The organism is Ruegeria sp. CG4 (assembly GCF_056537185.1).
In genome coordinates this window covers 574,454-589,271 of record NZ_JBQFRB010000001.1, presented here as the reverse complement: position 1 = coordinate 589,271, position 14,818 = coordinate 574,454, and the positions used below count along the sequence as shown (strand labels likewise).

The following is a 14,818-nucleotide window of genomic DNA, read 5'->3' as shown; positions in this document are numbered from 1 at the left end:
ATTGGCCTTAATTGCACACCCTCAACCATTGCGAGTGACAGAAGACGTCACTCGGGTGTTTCTGGGGCCTGTCCGGACAGAAAACAGACAACAAAACTCTCAGGAGGCACCGAAATGAAACGCCAAAATCTGGCTGTATTCTCAGCAATCGTACTTGGATTGCCCACACTGGCCGTCGCTCAATCCTCAGTGGACACAAACGGGGATGGCGTACTGACAATCGAAGAAGTGCAGGCAATTCTGCCCGATGTCGACGCAGACGGGTTCTCGGCCATGGATGCAAATGGCGACGGCGCGCTGGATCAGGCCGAGATTGCCGTCGCACAGGAAGCGGGTTTGCTTCCATCCAGCGACGGCTAAATCCGGGTGCGGGAAAGCGGCCTGAGCATTTCAGGCCGCTTTTCAGTGTCTCATCTCGGCAAGTGAATGTTGAATCTGCTTCGAAGTTCAGCATCCAACAGCGGGTCGAATTGTGCCGGCGACGGTGCTGACAGGATTTCCTCTTTTCGCTTGATCGCTTTCTCAATCAGATCAGGTTTGCCGAGTTCCACCCATTCCTTGGGTGAGGAGCGATCTCCGAAGGTCGGATAGACATAATCTGCCTGCATGCGGCTGAGCGTTGCATCCGTGCCAAGATAGTGACCCGGTCCGCCCATGCAGACGGCCGCCATCTGGTCCAGCGCCAAAGTTTCGTCCGTCACTTCGATCCCGCGCACGCAGCGCTGCGCCTGGCCGATCAGGTCATCACTGAGGATCAGGCTTTCGAAGCAGAAGCCCAACAATGAGGCGTGCATTCCAGCCGCTTCGTAGACCATGTTCAGGCCCGACAATCCGGCCATAACGTTCGAGCACATCTGCTCCCACCCGGCCTGCATGTCCGGCAGTTTCGCATCCGATGCTCCGGCGGCGGCACCGCCCGGAATGTCGTAGAACCTGTGCATCTGGGCGCAGCCTGCGGTCAGAAGGGCCTGTTCACCCGAACCGATGGACATCGCGCCGGTGCGCAAGTCCAGACCAAAGGGCCAGGTGCCAAAAACGGCTGGCGCACCGGGTTTGACGGCATTGACGTAAACCAGACCGGCCAGGCATTCCGCCGTTGCCTGAGTGATTGCGCCCGCAATCGTCGAGGGCGCAGTTGCCCCGGCCATTCCCGCCGACAGCAGCAGGACCGGCATCCCGGCCTTAATGCATTCTTCCATGACTTCGCAGCTTTCCGTTGCGAATTTCATTGGCGGAACGACAAAGCAGTTCGAGTTGGACATGAACGGCCGCTCGCGCCATTTGTCCTCGCCGCCCGCGATCATGTGCAGCATTTCTATCGCCGGGGCCACATGGCTGGGTTCGGTAAAGGATGTGCCGATATGTTTGAACGTGCCCGAGGTCGTGGCGTAGACCGTGTTCAGATCCATCTCAAGGTTGTCCGCAATATCGCGGCAAACCATCGGACGCTGCACAAAGTGAATGTTGTCAAGCTGCTGGCAGATGCGTGATGCGTCATGCAGATCCTGCACGGTCGAATCGCGGTATTCCTGACCATGTACATCGACCATGCTGACAGCAGCGCCGGCCGTGCCGTAATGAACACGCGTGCCTGACAGTTCCAGATCGGTCTTTCCATCCCGGCTGTAAAGCGTCACGGAACGATTGGCTTTGGCGATGGTATCTTCCACCAGCGCACGCGGGAACCGGATGCGACCGTCATCACCCAGGGTACAGCCTGCGGCAACAAGATAATCGATCCCGCTTTGCGGCGCATCCGCAAGGCCAATCGTTTCCAGCGCTGTCAGCGCAGCTTCGTGAATGCGTTCCAACTGTGCCTGAGTCAGCACGTTCAGGGTGCCGCCCTCCATTCCGGGCCGCACGGGGCGCAGGTGATCGGGCAGGGCAGAGGCACGGGCGGCACGGCGCGCGGAGCGTCCGCCGCTGCGAGAGGAAGTACGGGTTTGGTCGTTCATGTGTTTGGTCCGGGTTAAGAGCTGTTCCTGAAGAGTGGCTTAATTCACCCTCAGAATGGCCTTCCCCGCGCCGCACGTCCGCGATCCGCACCAATGGTGCGGCTGATCAAGCGGATTTTCCAGTAGTCGCTTTTCATGCGGACCTCTTACGTTGGCCGTAGTTATCCTTCACCTGGCGACATGATCTGTCCTGTTTGCGACCCAAACTTAGAAATAGGTCGCCATTGCTCCCTTTCTTTGTCGAAAGGGTTTCAGCGTGAGATTTCTTCCCGTTCGGGTGGAAATCTGATATAGTCGGGTCACTATTTATTAACCTGTCTGTTGTCAGAATTGAAATATCAGTTCTCGGACCCAATGTTCGGGTAAATGGTTTGTAAGCGCCCCGAAATTCCCGCTCATCGGGGCTGTAACATGTTGGAGACGTGAATGAAATTCACCACGGCCCTCATTGTCGCAGTGACAATGTTAAGCGCCGTCCCGGCAGTCGCCGAGGATTGGACCGGGGGTTATGCAGGATTCAGCTTTGGGTATACTGAAGCGGACGGCCCCAACGGATCCAGCGGTGACGATTCCAGTTTTGGACTCCATGTCGGCTATGACCACGATTTCGGAAGCTTCGTTCTGGGAAGCGAACTGGAATACAATCACCTGTCGCTGAACCTCGGTCAGGGGGAAGGGACATTAGACAGTCTGACACGGCTGAAACTGCGCGGCGGGTACGACTTCGGACCGGCGCTGGGGTATGTGGTGGTCGGGGCCGCACGGATCGATACCTCCGCCGACAATGACACGGCGGCGGTCTACGGAATTGGCGTTGCCTATCCGGTCAATGACAGATTTATCATCAGTGGCGAGGCGCTACGTCAGAATTTTGACAATGTGACCCGATCAAATGGCAGTCTCGGCGCCAACACTTTCAATCTGCGGACGACCTTCCGGTTCTGATCACTGGTTCGGCTTATCCCGGGAGCGTTCATTGCCAAATCAAGCAGTGTTTGCAGCGCTGCAATGAAGAGGTCGTTTTCGATCGTCATCGCAACCCGGATGTAACCAGCCGCAACGCTGCCCAAGCTCTCACCTTGCCTCACCGCAATGGAATGCGTTTCGAGCAGCGCCATTGCAAATGCCTCACCACTTCGCCTGTTGATACGAACATTCAGCATCAAATACATGTCCCCTGTTTGGGCACCAGCCTGACAACGTTCCGAGTGCTCAACAGTTTGATAGCCAAGGTTCGCCGATTGCGGACGAGTTCCGAGAATTCCTGTTTCATATCACTGCCCGAGTTCAACGCAATACTCGCGGCGTCCTGAATAGACCCGGGAACACCATTCATGGTGTGTGTTGCCAGATTAACCAGTTGGGAGTTGACGTCTTCAATCTCGACGATCCAACTGCGGCGCGAGCCTGTCGTAATATGTGATTTGGACACTGAGCCGACGACCAAGATGCGTTCGGCCATACCCGGCTCAGTACGAGGCGAAATATGGACGCCACCCCAAACCTGAGTATCATCGACTTCGTCCGAAATCAGTCAAAGGTCGCGTGTTCGGCAAATACCAGAGATGCCTTGAAACGGGTCGGCGGAAAAGACCGCTCCGGTTGGATTGGTGGGCAAGGTTGATCTGCAAGGACAACGCCCCCGTCGGCTGCGGTATCGCTCCGTTCTGCGCTTGGCGGGAACTCGTTTTTCGGCTGGGTCTGAATGGCGTTGTATTGTCAATCAGCTACGAGGTGGCAACTCAGCCTGTACTTTTTTGGTAAGCGATTTGCGCACAATGTCATAGGAAGCGGTCAGTCGGTGGCGCATCTCGTCGGCATCCGTTTCCCATGGCAGCAGCAACCAGCTGCGGTGGAAATAGGGCGCTTTGGTGCCGACGCCCGCTTCGATCAGCATCTGCGCAGTGTCGACATCAGGGGTTTTTACTGAAACGCCGGTGCCCGCCGTGCCAATGCAGGCAAACATCTTGCCGCCAATCTTCCACGCGTCATGACCGCCACCCCAGGGGTCGGACACTTCCGCTCCGGGTAGGTCACGGCATATGGAGTTCACGAGATCTCGGCTCATACAAGGCAGAGTGCCCCGTCATACGCGCGATCACAAGCCTTGGCTTGACGTGTTTTACGTGGTAATCGGTCCTCATGAACCGGATAACCTGCATCATTATCTGCTGCATTACCTGCTGATTTCTCAAGCGGGCCGGTTTCTTTCGTTTTCATCCCTGAGACAAGTTGCTAAGCCCGCGCCAACGCGCAAGCTATTGCTGTTTCTTAGGAGCCCACCAGATGACGACCATCAGACTGCACAACACACGGACGCGGACGAAGGAAGATTTCGTGCCGATCGATGCCGACAATGTGCGGATGTATGTCTGCGGCCCGACCGTCTATGACCGCGCGCATCTTGGCAATGCCCGGCCCGTGGTGGTGTTCGATGTGCTTTATCGATTGCTGCGCCATGTCTACGGCCCGGAACACGTGACCTATGTGCGCAACTTCACGGATGTGGATGACAAGATAAATGCGACGGCGCTGGCCCGAAAGCAGGCAGGCGCGTTCGGGTCGCTTGAGCAGTTGGTGCAGGAGCGTTCGGATGAAACCATCGGCTGGTATCTGCACGACATGGGCGCCCTGGGGGCGCTGGAGCCGAACGAGATGCCGCGAGCGACACAATTTGTCGAGCAGATGATTGCAATGATCGAAGACCTGATCGCAAAGGGGCACGCTTATGCCGCCGAAGGTCATGTGCTGTTCGCGGTGGACAGTTGGAAGGAAGAATACGGAAACCTGTCTGGGCGGTCGGTCGACGACATGATCGCAGGCGCGCGTGTCGAGGTTGCGCCCTATAAGAAGAATCCGATGGATTTTGTGCTGTGGAAGCCCTCGACCGATGAGTTGCCTGGTTGGGAGTCACCCTGGGGCCGTGGACGTCCGGGATGGCATATCGAATGCTCGGCCATGGCTTATGAACTCTTGGGCGAAAGCTTCGACATTCATGGGGGCGGCAATGACCTGATGTTCCCGCATCATGAGAACGAAATCGCCCAAAGCAAGTGCGCGCATCCGCATGGTGAGTTCGCAAGGGTCTGGCTGCACAATGAGATGTTGCAGGTCGAAGGGAAGAAAATGTCCAAATCTCTGGGCAATTTCTTTACCGTACATGATCTGCTGGAGCAGGGTGTGCCGGGCGAGGTGATCCGCTTTGTGTTCCTGCAAACTCACTACCGCAAGCCCATGGACTGGACGGAGAAAAAGGCGCGCGAGGCCGGGGGGACGCTGCGCAAATGGCGGACGCTGACAGCGGGCATCGAGCCCGCCGGCAGCGTGACACCCGCGTTTGTGGAGGCGCTGGCCGATGATCTGAATACTGCGGGTGCCGTCGCGGAACTGCACCGGCTCGCAGCGAACGGGGACGCTGCTGGTCTGTTGGCTGGTGCCCGTCTTCTTGGGCTTCTGACGGATGAGATGGGGGACTGGGCGCATACAGATAGCGTCGATTTGTCCGGCCATGCCGAAAAGCTTGTTCAGGCGCGGGCTGCTGCCATGCAGAGCAAGGATTTCGCTGAAGTGGATCGTCTGAAAGCCTTGTACGTTTCCGCAGGCATTGAAGTTCGGATGAGTAAGGACGGTGTCGAACTGGTCCCCGGCGCGGGCTTTGATGCATCCAAGCTGGAAGGTGTGTGATGACCAAGGAACGGCTCTATCTTTATGACACCACCCTGCGCGATGGGCAGCAGACACAGGGCGTTCAGTTCTCGACCGCTGAAAAGGTCCAGATCGCGCAGGCGCTGGATGCGCTGGGGATTGACTATGTCGAAGGCGGCTGGCCGGGTGCCAACCCGACGGACAGTGCGTTTTTCGATGTGGCACCAAAGACTTCGGCCTGTCTGACCGCGTTCGGGATGACCAAACGCTCGGGTCGGTCCGCAGACAATGATGACGTTCTGGCGGCGGTGATGAATGCGGGAACGCAGGCGGTTTGTCTGGTGGGGAAATCACATGATTATCACGTGACCGACGCGCTTGGCATCGACCTTGCGGAAAACACCGAGAACGTACGGGCCTCGGTCGCGCATGTCGTGGCGCAGGGTCGCGAGGCTTTGTTCGATGCCGAGCATTTCTTTGATGGATACAAGGACAATCCGGACTATGCGATCTCGGTTTGTCGCGCAGCACTGGACGCCGGTGCGCGCTGGGTTGTGTTGTGTGACACTAATGGTGGTGCCTTGCCTGCGGAGGTCGGGCGCATCGTTTCCGAGGTGATTGCCGCCGGGCTGCCTGGGGATCGTCTGGGTATTCACACCCATAACGACACGGAAAACGCGGTGGCCTGTTCGCTGGCCGCGGTAGATGCAGGCGCGCGCCAGATACAGGGTACGCTGAACGGATTGGGCGAGCGATGCGGCAACGCCAATCTGACTGCTCTGATTCCGACCCTGTTGCTGAAGGAACCCTATGCCTCGGCCTATGAGGTCGGTGTCAGTCGCGAAGCCTTGTCAGGTCTGACGCGGATCAGCCGGATGCTGGACGACATATTGAACCGGGTGCCCAGCAAGCAATCGGCTTATGTCGGGGCCTCGGCCTTCGCGCACAAGGCAGGGCTGCATGCCAGCGCGATTCTTAAGGACCCGTCGACTTATGAACATGTCGACCCGGCGACTGTTGGCAATTCGCGCATCATTCCGATGTCGAACCAGGCCGGGCAATCGAACCTGCGCAAACGCCTGACCGAAGCCGGGCTGACGGTCGAAGCCGGCGATCCGGCGCTGGGGCGCATACTGGAGCGGATCAAGCAGCGCGAGGCGGTCGGGTATTCCTACGACACCGCGCAGGCGAGCTTTGAATTGCTGGCCCGGGCGGAACTGGGGCAACTGCCTCAGTTCTTCGAGGTCAAGCGTTACAAGGTCACGGTTGAGCGGCGCAAGAACAAATACAACAAGATGGTCAGCCTCTCCGAGGCCGTCGTTGTTGTGAAGGTCGACGGGGAAAAGAAACTGTCGGTCAGTGAATCGCTGGACGGCGACGGCAGCGACCGGGGCCCGGTCAACGCCCTCGCCAAGGCGTTGGCCAAGGATCTGGGTCAGTATTCGCGGATACTGAATGACATGCATCTGGTGGACTTCAAGGTGCGCATTACTCAGGGCGGCACCGAGGCGGTCACGCGGGTCATCATCGACAGCGAAGACGGGCAAGGACGTCGATGGTCAACTGTTGGTGTCAGTGCCAACATAGTTGATGCCTCGTTTGAGGCGCTGCTGGATGCGATCCAGTGGAAACTGGTACGCGACTGCAATCCGCGTTCGGAAGCGGCTGAGTGAGCGTGAAATTCGACGACGATCTCAAGGCCTGTGCGCAACTGGTGCACCGGGCGGATCCGGATCGATTCATGGCGGCAATGGCTGCCCCGGTTCCTGCACGCGCGGTCCTGTTTCCTATCTACGCACTGAATGTCGAAGTTGCGAGGGCGCCGTGGGTGACGCAAGAGCCGATGATCGCGGAAATGCGCCTGCAATGGTGGCGAGATGCGCTTCAGGAAATCGCCCAAGGCCCGACGGTGCGACGGCATGAGGTCGTGACGCCGCTATCCAGGGTTCTCAACCCTCATCTGGCCTCGGATATGGATGAATATGTGGCGGTAAGGCGTTGGGATATCTACAAAGACCCTTTCGAAGATGAAGAGCACTTCGATACCTATATCGACCAGAGTGCGGGGACATTGATGGTCGCGTCAGCGCAGGCGCTTGGCGCTGCAGATGAAGCCGTTTTGCGCGATTTTGGCTATGGCGTCGGGGTCGCCAACTGGTTCCGCGCCATCCCCGAGCTTGAGGCGCGCGGCCGCATTCCTTTGTTGAATGGAACACCCGATGCCGTACGCGCATTGGCGCAGGCTGGGCTGGATCGGCTGAACAGCGCGCGCGCAAGGCGGGCGGATGTTTCAGTGCAGGCCAGACCCGCGTTGTTTGCGGGATGGCAGGCGGACTGGGTGTTGAAGCAGGCGCTGGCACAGCCTGAACGCGTCGCCAATGGCACATTGTGGCAAGGGGAAGTCAGGCGCCGCGCGTCACTGATGTGGCGGTCCGTCAGCGGTCGCTGGTAATGCGCCGATCAGGCTGTTTCGGCCTCGGCCGGTTTCAGAACCAGCCACAACAATGCGCCACCGGCCAGCGTCAACAATGGGATCATGGCGAGATTGACGGCCGTCCACCCCTCGACCGGTGAACCGCCCGAACAGTTCATCAATCCACCCGATGCCAGCGACGCCAGAGTAACACCGCCAAATACCAGCAGATCGTTCAGTCCCTGCATCCGTCCACGCTCGTTTACGTCGTGCGAGTCCGCGAGCATGCTGGTCGCGCCGATAAAGCCGAAATTCCAGCCGATCCCGAGCAGGATCAGGGCAACAAAGAAATTGCCAAGCTCAACGCCTTGCAGGGCAACGACGCCGGCCGCTGCCAGAATGGCCAGCCCGAGCGCGACGATCTTTTCAACCCCGAACCGTGCTATCAGTTGGCCGGTGAAGAAGCTGGGGACATACATCGCCAGAACATGGCTGGTCACGATATCCGCCGCATCATTCGGGCTGAAACCGCAACCTACAACCGCCAGTGGAGTGGATGTCATTACAAGGTTCATCAGCGCATAGGACACCATGGCGCAAATCACCGCCACCGCAATGCGCGGCGTCCGGAGCATTTCGATCCGCGTTCTGCCCTTCGGCGCGTCTTCGGCGGGTTTTTCCGGTGTGGGAATATCGAGGAAAAAGAACAGGGCCGACCCGAATACGTTTACGGCAATCACGGCCAGATAGGTGCCGAGAAATGGAATGACATACGCTTGCGCCGTCAGCTTGACGATCTGGGGTCCTATGATTGCAGCGGCAAGCCCACCGGCCATGACGTAGGAAATCGCCTTCGGACGAAAGCCGTCTGACGCAGTATCGGCGGCGGCAAAACGGTAAAAGCCATGTGCGCTCATATAGATACCGGTCAACAGGCTGCCCAGCAGGAAGATCGGGAAAGACCCCAGGTACAGGCCGTACGCCCCGACAACGCCACCACAAGCTCCGGCAGTCGCACCAACCAGAAAACCCACCCGGCGACCCCATTTCTGCATGATCGCCGAGATCGGTGTGGCGGCCAGCATCGACCCCAGCACGATCAGTGAGATAGGCAATGTTGCAAGGCAGGGGTTGCTGGCTAGCGACTGCCCCGCCAACCCGCCGACAATGAACATCATCGGCATTTGCGCGCCCAGAATGGCCTGCGCGGCAACCAGAACCGCTACGTTGCGTTTGGCCTGAGAATTGTCGGGAGAGGCAGTGATCATCGTCATGGGGCATGGGTATCGGTGAAATCCCCGGCACACAAGCGGGTTGCATATGCGGCATATGTGCCTAACGTGCGGCCCGTATCACACTATGGAGAGGCCATGTCCGTCGGACGCATCATCGAAACGCCCGAATGCGTTGCCGAAGGGGCAGGGTGGCTGGCAGAAACCTGTCCGCGCATGGCCTACGCGATGGACCAAACCGGGCCATTGCCCTTGCGTCGTCGCCCGGATGGATTTGCGCAGCTGCTTAGTGCGATTGTCAGCCAGCAAGTCAGCGTGGCTTCGGCCAATGCGATCTGGAAACGGCTGCAGGATGCCAAGCTCACTGGACCGCGCAAGATCATGTGGGCGACCGATGACGATCTGCGCGCCGTGGGGCTGAGCCGTCAGAAAATCCGATACGCCCGCGCGCTGGCCGAAGCACGTATTGATTACAGGGCATTGCGCGATGCTCCTAACGCGGATGTTGTGGCCACGTTGACCGAAGTGCCTGGCGTCGGCGTCTGGACCGCCGAGATCTACGCGATGTTCTCGCTGGGCCGCGCGGACGTGATCGCGCCTGGGGACCTGGCATTGCAGGAGGCTGCGCGAATTCTGTACGACCTGCCAAAACGCCCAACGGACAAGGAGTTGCGTCAAATGGCCGAAGCCTGGTCACCGTGGCGGTCGGTTGCGGCGCGGGTTTTGTGGGCCTATTACCGGGTCGCGAAAGAACGAGAAGGGATCAGATGACACGGGTTTTGAATGCGCTCCGGAAAGAGCCGGTCTCGGGCGACACACGCTCGGTTGTGGTGTTCGTACACGGCTATGGTGCCAACGGGGCTGACCTTTTGGGGCTGGCGGACGTGCTGGGTGACCATCTGCCTGACACGCTGTTTGTGGCCCCTGATGCACCCGAACAGATCCCCGGCATGCCCAACGGGTATCAGTGGTTTCCGATCCCCTGGATTGACGGCTCGTCCGAAGAAGAGGCACGCAGGGGCATGGCGATGGCGGTTGAGGATTTCAACGCCTTTCTTGACGCTTTGATGGTGGATGAGGATCTGTTGCCGGAACAATTGGTTTTGTTCGGCTTTTCACAAGGCACCATGATGAGTTTGCACGTTGCACCCCGGCGCGAAGACCCGGTTGCCGGTATCGTGGCCTTCTCGGGCCGGTTGCTGGAGCCTGACATGCTGGCCGAGGAGACCGTCAGCCGCATGCCGATTCTACTGGTCCACGGCGATTCTGATGATGTCGTGCCTCCGCAATCGCTTCCCGAGGCCGCGGAAGCTTTGCAAGGGGCTGGCTTCAAAGAGATTTACGCACATGTCATGAAGGGCACGGGCCACGGAATTGATCCTGACGGCCTTGGCGTGGCCTTGGCGTTCATGCGCGACAAGTTGAGCTTGTGAGCCTTTCTGAGAGCCAAATAACGAAGTAGTGGGCGCGGGGTTTCTCCGCCCCCAGTTTTCTGAGATTGCAACACGGCTGCATGGAACCATCCTGCTTTGCAGATTAGCTGCGTTTTGTATGCCACTGCTTTGTCTGGGCGATCACACCTCGCGGATCAAAGCCTAACAGTCAATTATTCGCGCCTTGAGCCGCGAAGAAGTGATTTGGCAAACCCCAATAGACGCGCTTCAATGAGGTCAGGGAGGTTTGCCATGAAGAATCCGGAGTCCTTTGAAAAGTTCTACTTCGCCAAAGTCGGGATGGGCGAGGCTTGTGGCTGCGCCGAACGCATTATTGATGTCTTCGAGTTCAACAGAATGGGAGGTGCGCACTCAAAGCAAGCTGTGAAACGCGAGGGTGGAAAACGCCGATCCTTTCGGGCCTGGGCTGTCAAATACGGTCTTCTGAGCCGAAAACGGCAAAGCTAGCGCAAAACCCTCTGTAGAGTTTTGGGAAGCTCATTGTCAGTCGTTTGGAAACAGTTCGTCCGGCCCAAGGTGAACTCGCATAATACACTTTGTTCATCCCATTTTCTTGTTTCTTTCCACTCTACACCGGCCACCTAGTGTTTTGGTTGCTGAATCCGATTATGTGGGTAAGCTCGTTACCAGCAACCTAACTGCTGACGGTAGATGCGAGTCGGGTTGGAAGTGTTTCGGTCTCTTATATTTACGTTCAGGCGAACACTTGTATGATGAAGTGGCTTCCGGAATTTATCTTTAAGGAACAGGATAATACGCAAATATCCTAATGGATAATTCCTGGTCGGTACTATCGTTCTTTGGCTGGTGGTGCCCAAGGAGAGACTCGAACTCTCACGCCCGTGAAGGCGGGGGATTTTGAATCCCCTGCGTCTACCATTCCGCCACTTGGGCCACGAACACTGGATTATCGCCCAACGCGGGGAAGGTCCAGAGGCAAAAAACAACCAGTATCCGGATTGTTTGCCTTTGAACGGTTGACGCCCCGATGGGTGCATGGTTTGCCTTGCCGGGTGTGAGATTTGGACCTTAGTGTTTTATGTTGCGATCCCTTTATGACTGGACCATCCGTCTGGCCGAACATCCGCATGCTCTTTGGGCGCTGGCCATTGTGGCATTTGTGGAAAGCTCGTTCTTTCCGATCCCGCCGGATGTGCTGATGATTCCAATGATCCTGGCGCGGCCGTCGCGGGCATGGCTCATCGCGACCGTTGCCCTCGTGGCGTCGGTGCTGGGGGGGATGCTGGGATACGCGATCGGAGCCTTCTTCTATGAAAGCATCGGCCAACCGGTCCTTGAGGCGATGGGCAAAGGCCATGCCATGGAAGAGTTCAACGAGCGTTTCAACGATTTCGGATTCTGGGCTGTGCTGACCGCAGGTGTTACGCCATTCCCCTACAAGGTCATCACGATCATGTCCGGCTGGACCGGGATGCCCTTTGGGACGTTTGTTGCGACCTCAATTCTGGCACGGGCCTTGCGGTTCTTTGTTGTTGCAGGGCTATTGTGGGGGTTCGGAGAGCCGATCCGCGATTTCATTGAAAAGCGCCTGGGCTTGATGTTTACCCTGTTCATCTTGCTGTTGTTCGGCGGATTTTTCGCGGTGAAGTACCTATGACCAACCGAAACAGATTAGTGCTGATTGCGGCCGCTGGGTCTGTCGCCTTGCTGTTGGGGGCATGGGGATTCCAGTACCTTGGCGGGTTGGCACCCTGCAAGATGTGCATTTGGCAGCGGTATCCGCACGCCGCCGCAGCGTTGATTGGTGCCGTGGCGATTGCTGTGCCACGGGTCACGGTTCTGCCGCTTCTGGGGGCTTTGGCCGCCGCGACCACGGCGGGTATCGGCGTTTATCACGCCGGCGTCGAGCAGAAGTGGTGGGAAGGTCCCAGCAGCTGCACGTCCAGCGACATTGGTGGGTTGTCGACGACCGAGTTGATGGATCAGATCATGAACGCGCCGCTGGTGCGCTGTGACGACATCCCGTGGGAAATGCTTGGTCTGTCCATGGCAGGATGGAATGCCGTATTGTCGGCCGGTCTGGTTCTGGTCTGGCTTGCAGCGTGGCGGGCCCGGTAAACGTCAGATCTGATCCAGTTCCGCATCCCAATACAGGAAGTCGATCCAGCTGTCGTGCAGATGGTTGGGCGGGAACTTGCGCCCGATATTGCGCAGTGCCTCGGCATCGGGTTGGCGGGGTGGCTTGCGCAGAGACATGCCAGCTTGCCGCAGCGATTTTGACCCTTTTCGCAGGTTACATGGGCTGCATGCTGCCACCACGTTCTGCCAGCTGGTCACGCCGCCCGCCGCGCGCGGAACAACGTGGTCAAAAGTCAGGTCGCCTCGGCTGCCGCAGTACTGGCAACAGAATTCATCCCGCAGAAATAAATTAAAGCGCGTGAAGGCCACGCGCTTTCTGGGTTTTACATAGTCTTTCAGGACAACGACCGAAGGTATTCGTATCTCGGTACTGGGACTGCGGACAACTTCGTCATATTCGGCCACGATGTCGACCCGATCCAGCCAGGCGGCCTTGATCGCCTCCTGCCATGGCCAAAGAGACAGAGGATAATAGGACAGGGGGCGATAATCGGCGTTCAGGACCAGTGCCGGATGACGCCTGAGTGCACCGGGTTCCCTGACAAATTCGGTCCTGAAGTCTCCGTCCATAACAGAATCGCTCCTCGCTCTGCACTGCCCGTTTTTTGACATCAGAGCGGGGAACACCCGCCCCGGCCTTAACTTAACTATATATCGTGTTAAAACTCTGACAAGCCCTGATTTTCCACAATATCTCGGGGATTGATTAATGCGAATCCGTAACAATCGCGTGACAGTTATCCACAGCTTGCGCTAGGTAGTTTCTGCGCGCTATGGCGTAGTTCATGTCCTGGTTCATTCGCTTCAATAAACCTTTCGATGTCCTGCCGCAGTTTACCGACAGGGCGAACGGAGATTCGCCGCGCAGCACGCTGTCCGACTACATCGATCTGCCCGGTGTCTATCCGGCCGGGCGGCTGGATCGGGACAGTGAGGGTTTGCTGCTGCTGACGGATCACGGAAAGCTGCAGGCGCAGATTTCCGACCCGAAACACAAGATGCCCAAGACCTACTGGGTTCAGGTCGAGGGTATTCCGGACGCTGCCGCGATGAAGGCGCTGCGCGAAGGGGTCGAACTGAATGATGGGCCAACCCGGCCCGCAAAGGCGCGGGTGATTGACGAACCGGAAAGTCTTTGGCCCAGGACGCCGCCAATCCGGGTGCGTCAGACGGTTCCTGATTGCTGGATCGAACTGACCCTGCGCGAAGGGCGCAATCGGCAGGTGCGCCGGATGACGGCAGCGGTCGGACATCCCACATTGCGTCTTGTTCGGGCCCGCATCGGGGATTGGACGCTGGAGGGATTGCAGCCGGGGCAATGGGAAAGCCTGCCCATGCCTGAGGTTTCCGCAGCACCTCAACGAAAGAGAGACCGCAGACCGCGACGGTGACAGAAGGCAGGGCCTGAGGTACACTGGGCTCATGAAAGTCACACCGGACATACCGCGCCCGTCGGCAGTTCTGGAGGCGGCGCTTTACGTCAATGATCTGGACGCGGCAGAGCGTTTTTACGGCGACATTCTGGCGTTGGAGAAAATCCAGCGCGTGGACAATCGGCACGTGTTCTTCCGCGTGGGCCGTTCCGTGTTGTTGTTGTTCAACGCCGAGGAAACGGAACAAGCACCGCGAAATCCTGACTTGCCGGTGCCGCCGCATGGCGCGCGCGGGCCGGGGCATGTGTGCCTTGCCCTATCGCGGGTCGAAATGGACACAATGCGTAAGCATCTGCTTGACTGGAACGTACCGCTGGATGCCGAGTTTGATTGGCCGAACGGGGCCCGTTCGCTGTATGTGCGGGACCCGGCTGGCAATTCGGTCGAGTTTGCGGAACCGCATCTGTGGGGCTGAACGGGACTGTCCTCGGATTGTTCGGGGGGAAAGTTCGGGGAACACCGTCAGATATGCGGCTTTGCACGGGCTTGCGGGACGTGGGGGTTGACAAGCGATGTATTGGAATGAAACGTCGTAAGTGTTGGGAGATTTTTGAAATTCAGGTGCGTGAACCCGTTTTTTCGACGG

General features: G+C 58.1%; 18 protein-coding genes and 1 tRNA gene. 12 read left to right on the top strand and 7 right to left on the bottom strand.

Annotated elements, in window-relative coordinates; all coding sequences use genetic code 11:
* Positions 1-114 precede the first annotated feature (114 nt).
* The gene (locus ACR0J2_RS02915) at positions 115-360 is read left to right on the top strand and encodes a penta-EF hand family protein (protein ID WP_170614941.1); all 246 of its coding nucleotides are present in this window, start codon (positions 115-117) and stop codon (positions 358-360) included.
* 50 nt (positions 361-410) lie between these two features.
* On the opposite strand, the gene ACR0J2_RS02910 is transcribed toward ACR0J2_RS02915, so the two are convergent.
* Complete coding sequence (locus ACR0J2_RS02910) at positions 411-1,955, bottom strand: trimethylamine methyltransferase family protein (RefSeq protein WP_480811609.1); 1,545 nt, start codon at positions 1,953-1,955, stop codon at positions 411-413.
* Between the two features lie 426 nt (positions 1,956-2,381).
* Here ACR0J2_RS02910 and ACR0J2_RS02905 point away from each other — a divergent pair, with 426 nt between their 5' ends.
* The gene (locus ACR0J2_RS02905; protein WP_480811608.1) at positions 2,382-2,900 is read left to right on the top strand and encodes an outer membrane protein; all 519 of its coding nucleotides are present in this window, start codon (positions 2,382-2,384) and stop codon (positions 2,898-2,900) included.
* Between the two features lie 217 nt (positions 2,901-3,117).
* On the opposite strand, the gene ACR0J2_RS02900 is transcribed toward ACR0J2_RS02905, so the two are convergent.
* From ACR0J2_RS02900 to ACR0J2_RS02890, 3 genes are all read right to left on the bottom strand, one after another.
* Positions 3,118-3,417 (bottom strand): aminotransferase class I/II-fold pyridoxal phosphate-dependent enzyme, encoded by a 300-nt coding sequence (locus ACR0J2_RS02900; protein ID WP_480713511.1) that lies wholly within the window; start codon positions 3,415-3,417, stop codon positions 3,118-3,120.
* A 261-nt stretch (positions 3,418-3,678) separates the two neighbouring features.
* Entirely contained in the window at positions 3,679-4,023 is a 345-nt protein-coding gene (locus ACR0J2_RS02895) for an MmcQ/YjbR family DNA-binding protein (RefSeq protein ID WP_170614945.1), read from the bottom strand.
* Positions 4,020-4,175, bottom strand: a complete 156-nt coding sequence (locus ACR0J2_RS02890) for a hypothetical protein (protein ID WP_480811607.1) — start codon at positions 4,173-4,175, stop codon at positions 4,020-4,022. Before ACR0J2_RS02890 ends, ACR0J2_RS02895 begins: the two co-directional genes overlap by 4 nt.
* A 66-nt stretch (positions 4,176-4,241) precedes the next feature.
* Between ACR0J2_RS02890 and cysS the strand changes: the two genes are divergently transcribed.
* From cysS to ACR0J2_RS02875, 3 genes are read left to right on the top strand one after another with little or no spacing between them, the layout of a single operon-like run.
* Positions 4,242-5,639 (top strand): cysteine--tRNA ligase, encoded by a 1,398-nt coding sequence (gene cysS, locus ACR0J2_RS02885; RefSeq protein WP_480811606.1) that lies wholly within the window; start codon positions 4,242-4,244, stop codon positions 5,637-5,639.
* A complete protein-coding gene (gene cimA / locus ACR0J2_RS02880) occupies positions 5,639-7,273 on the top strand; it encodes a citramalate synthase (protein WP_480811605.1) in 1,635 nt (544 codons plus the stop codon). The genes cysS and cimA overlap by 1 nt, the downstream gene beginning before the upstream one ends.
* A gap of 2 nt (positions 7,274-7,275) precedes the next feature.
* On the top strand, positions 7,276-8,052 hold the full coding sequence (locus tag ACR0J2_RS02875; RefSeq protein ID WP_480812021.1) for a squalene/phytoene synthase family protein: 777 nt from the start codon (positions 7,276-7,278) through the stop codon (positions 8,050-8,052).
* An 8-nt stretch (positions 8,053-8,060) separates the two neighbouring features.
* Here ACR0J2_RS02875 and ACR0J2_RS02870 read toward each other — a convergent pair whose 3' ends face one another.
* A complete protein-coding gene (locus ACR0J2_RS02870; RefSeq protein WP_170805655.1) occupies positions 8,061-9,287 on the bottom strand; it encodes an MFS transporter in 1,227 nt (408 codons plus the stop codon).
* Positions 9,288-9,383: 96 nt separating this feature from the next.
* On the opposite strand from ACR0J2_RS02870, the gene ACR0J2_RS02865 reads away from it, so the two are divergent.
* The 3 genes from ACR0J2_RS02865 to ACR0J2_RS02855 all read left to right on the top strand — a co-directional run bounded on the left by ACR0J2_RS02865 (position 9,384) and on the right by ACR0J2_RS02855 (position 11,146).
* Positions 9,384-10,016: a DNA-3-methyladenine glycosylase family protein gene (locus tag ACR0J2_RS02865; protein ID WP_480811604.1), complete on the top strand. Its 633-nt coding sequence runs from the start codon at positions 9,384-9,386 to the stop codon at positions 10,014-10,016.
* Positions 10,013-10,678, top strand: a complete 666-nt coding sequence (locus ACR0J2_RS02860) for an alpha/beta hydrolase (RefSeq protein WP_480811603.1) — start codon at positions 10,013-10,015, stop codon at positions 10,676-10,678. The genes ACR0J2_RS02865 and ACR0J2_RS02860 overlap by 4 nt, the downstream gene beginning before the upstream one ends.
* Before the next feature lie 252 nt (positions 10,679-10,930).
* Entirely contained in the window at positions 10,931-11,146 is a 216-nt protein-coding gene (locus ACR0J2_RS02855; RefSeq protein ID WP_170677246.1) for a hypothetical protein, read from the top strand.
* 361 nt (positions 11,147-11,507) lie between these two features.
* Here the strand turns inward: ACR0J2_RS02855 and ACR0J2_RS02850 are convergent.
* Positions 11,508-11,593: transfer RNA gene (locus ACR0J2_RS02850), tRNA-Leu, on the bottom strand.
* Between the two features lie 145 nt (positions 11,594-11,738).
* On the opposite strand from ACR0J2_RS02850, the gene ACR0J2_RS02845 reads away from it, so the two are divergent.
* The gene (locus tag ACR0J2_RS02845; RefSeq protein ID WP_170614953.1) at positions 11,739-12,317 is read left to right on the top strand and encodes a YqaA family protein; all 579 of its coding nucleotides are present in this window, start codon (positions 11,739-11,741) and stop codon (positions 12,315-12,317) included.
* Positions 12,314-12,778: a disulfide bond formation protein B gene (locus ACR0J2_RS02840; RefSeq protein ID WP_480811602.1), complete on the top strand. Its 465-nt coding sequence runs from the start codon at positions 12,314-12,316 to the stop codon at positions 12,776-12,778. The genes ACR0J2_RS02845 and ACR0J2_RS02840 overlap by 4 nt, the downstream gene beginning before the upstream one ends.
* A 3-nt stretch (positions 12,779-12,781) precedes the next feature.
* On the opposite strand, the gene ACR0J2_RS02835 is transcribed toward ACR0J2_RS02840, so the two are convergent.
* Positions 12,782-13,369, bottom strand: a complete 588-nt coding sequence (locus ACR0J2_RS02835) for an HNH endonuclease (RefSeq protein WP_170614955.1) — start codon at positions 13,367-13,369, stop codon at positions 12,782-12,784.
* A gap of 215 nt (positions 13,370-13,584) precedes the next feature.
* On the opposite strand from ACR0J2_RS02835, the gene ACR0J2_RS02830 reads away from it, so the two are divergent.
* The gene (locus ACR0J2_RS02830; protein ID WP_480811601.1) at positions 13,585-14,190 is read left to right on the top strand and encodes an rRNA large subunit pseudouridine synthase E; all 606 of its coding nucleotides are present in this window, start codon (positions 13,585-13,587) and stop codon (positions 14,188-14,190) included.
* Positions 14,191-14,221: 31 nt separating this feature from the next.
* The gene (locus ACR0J2_RS02825) at positions 14,222-14,647 is read left to right on the top strand and encodes a VOC family protein (RefSeq protein WP_170677242.1); all 426 of its coding nucleotides are present in this window, start codon (positions 14,222-14,224) and stop codon (positions 14,645-14,647) included.
* Positions 14,648-14,818 lie beyond the last annotated feature (171 nt).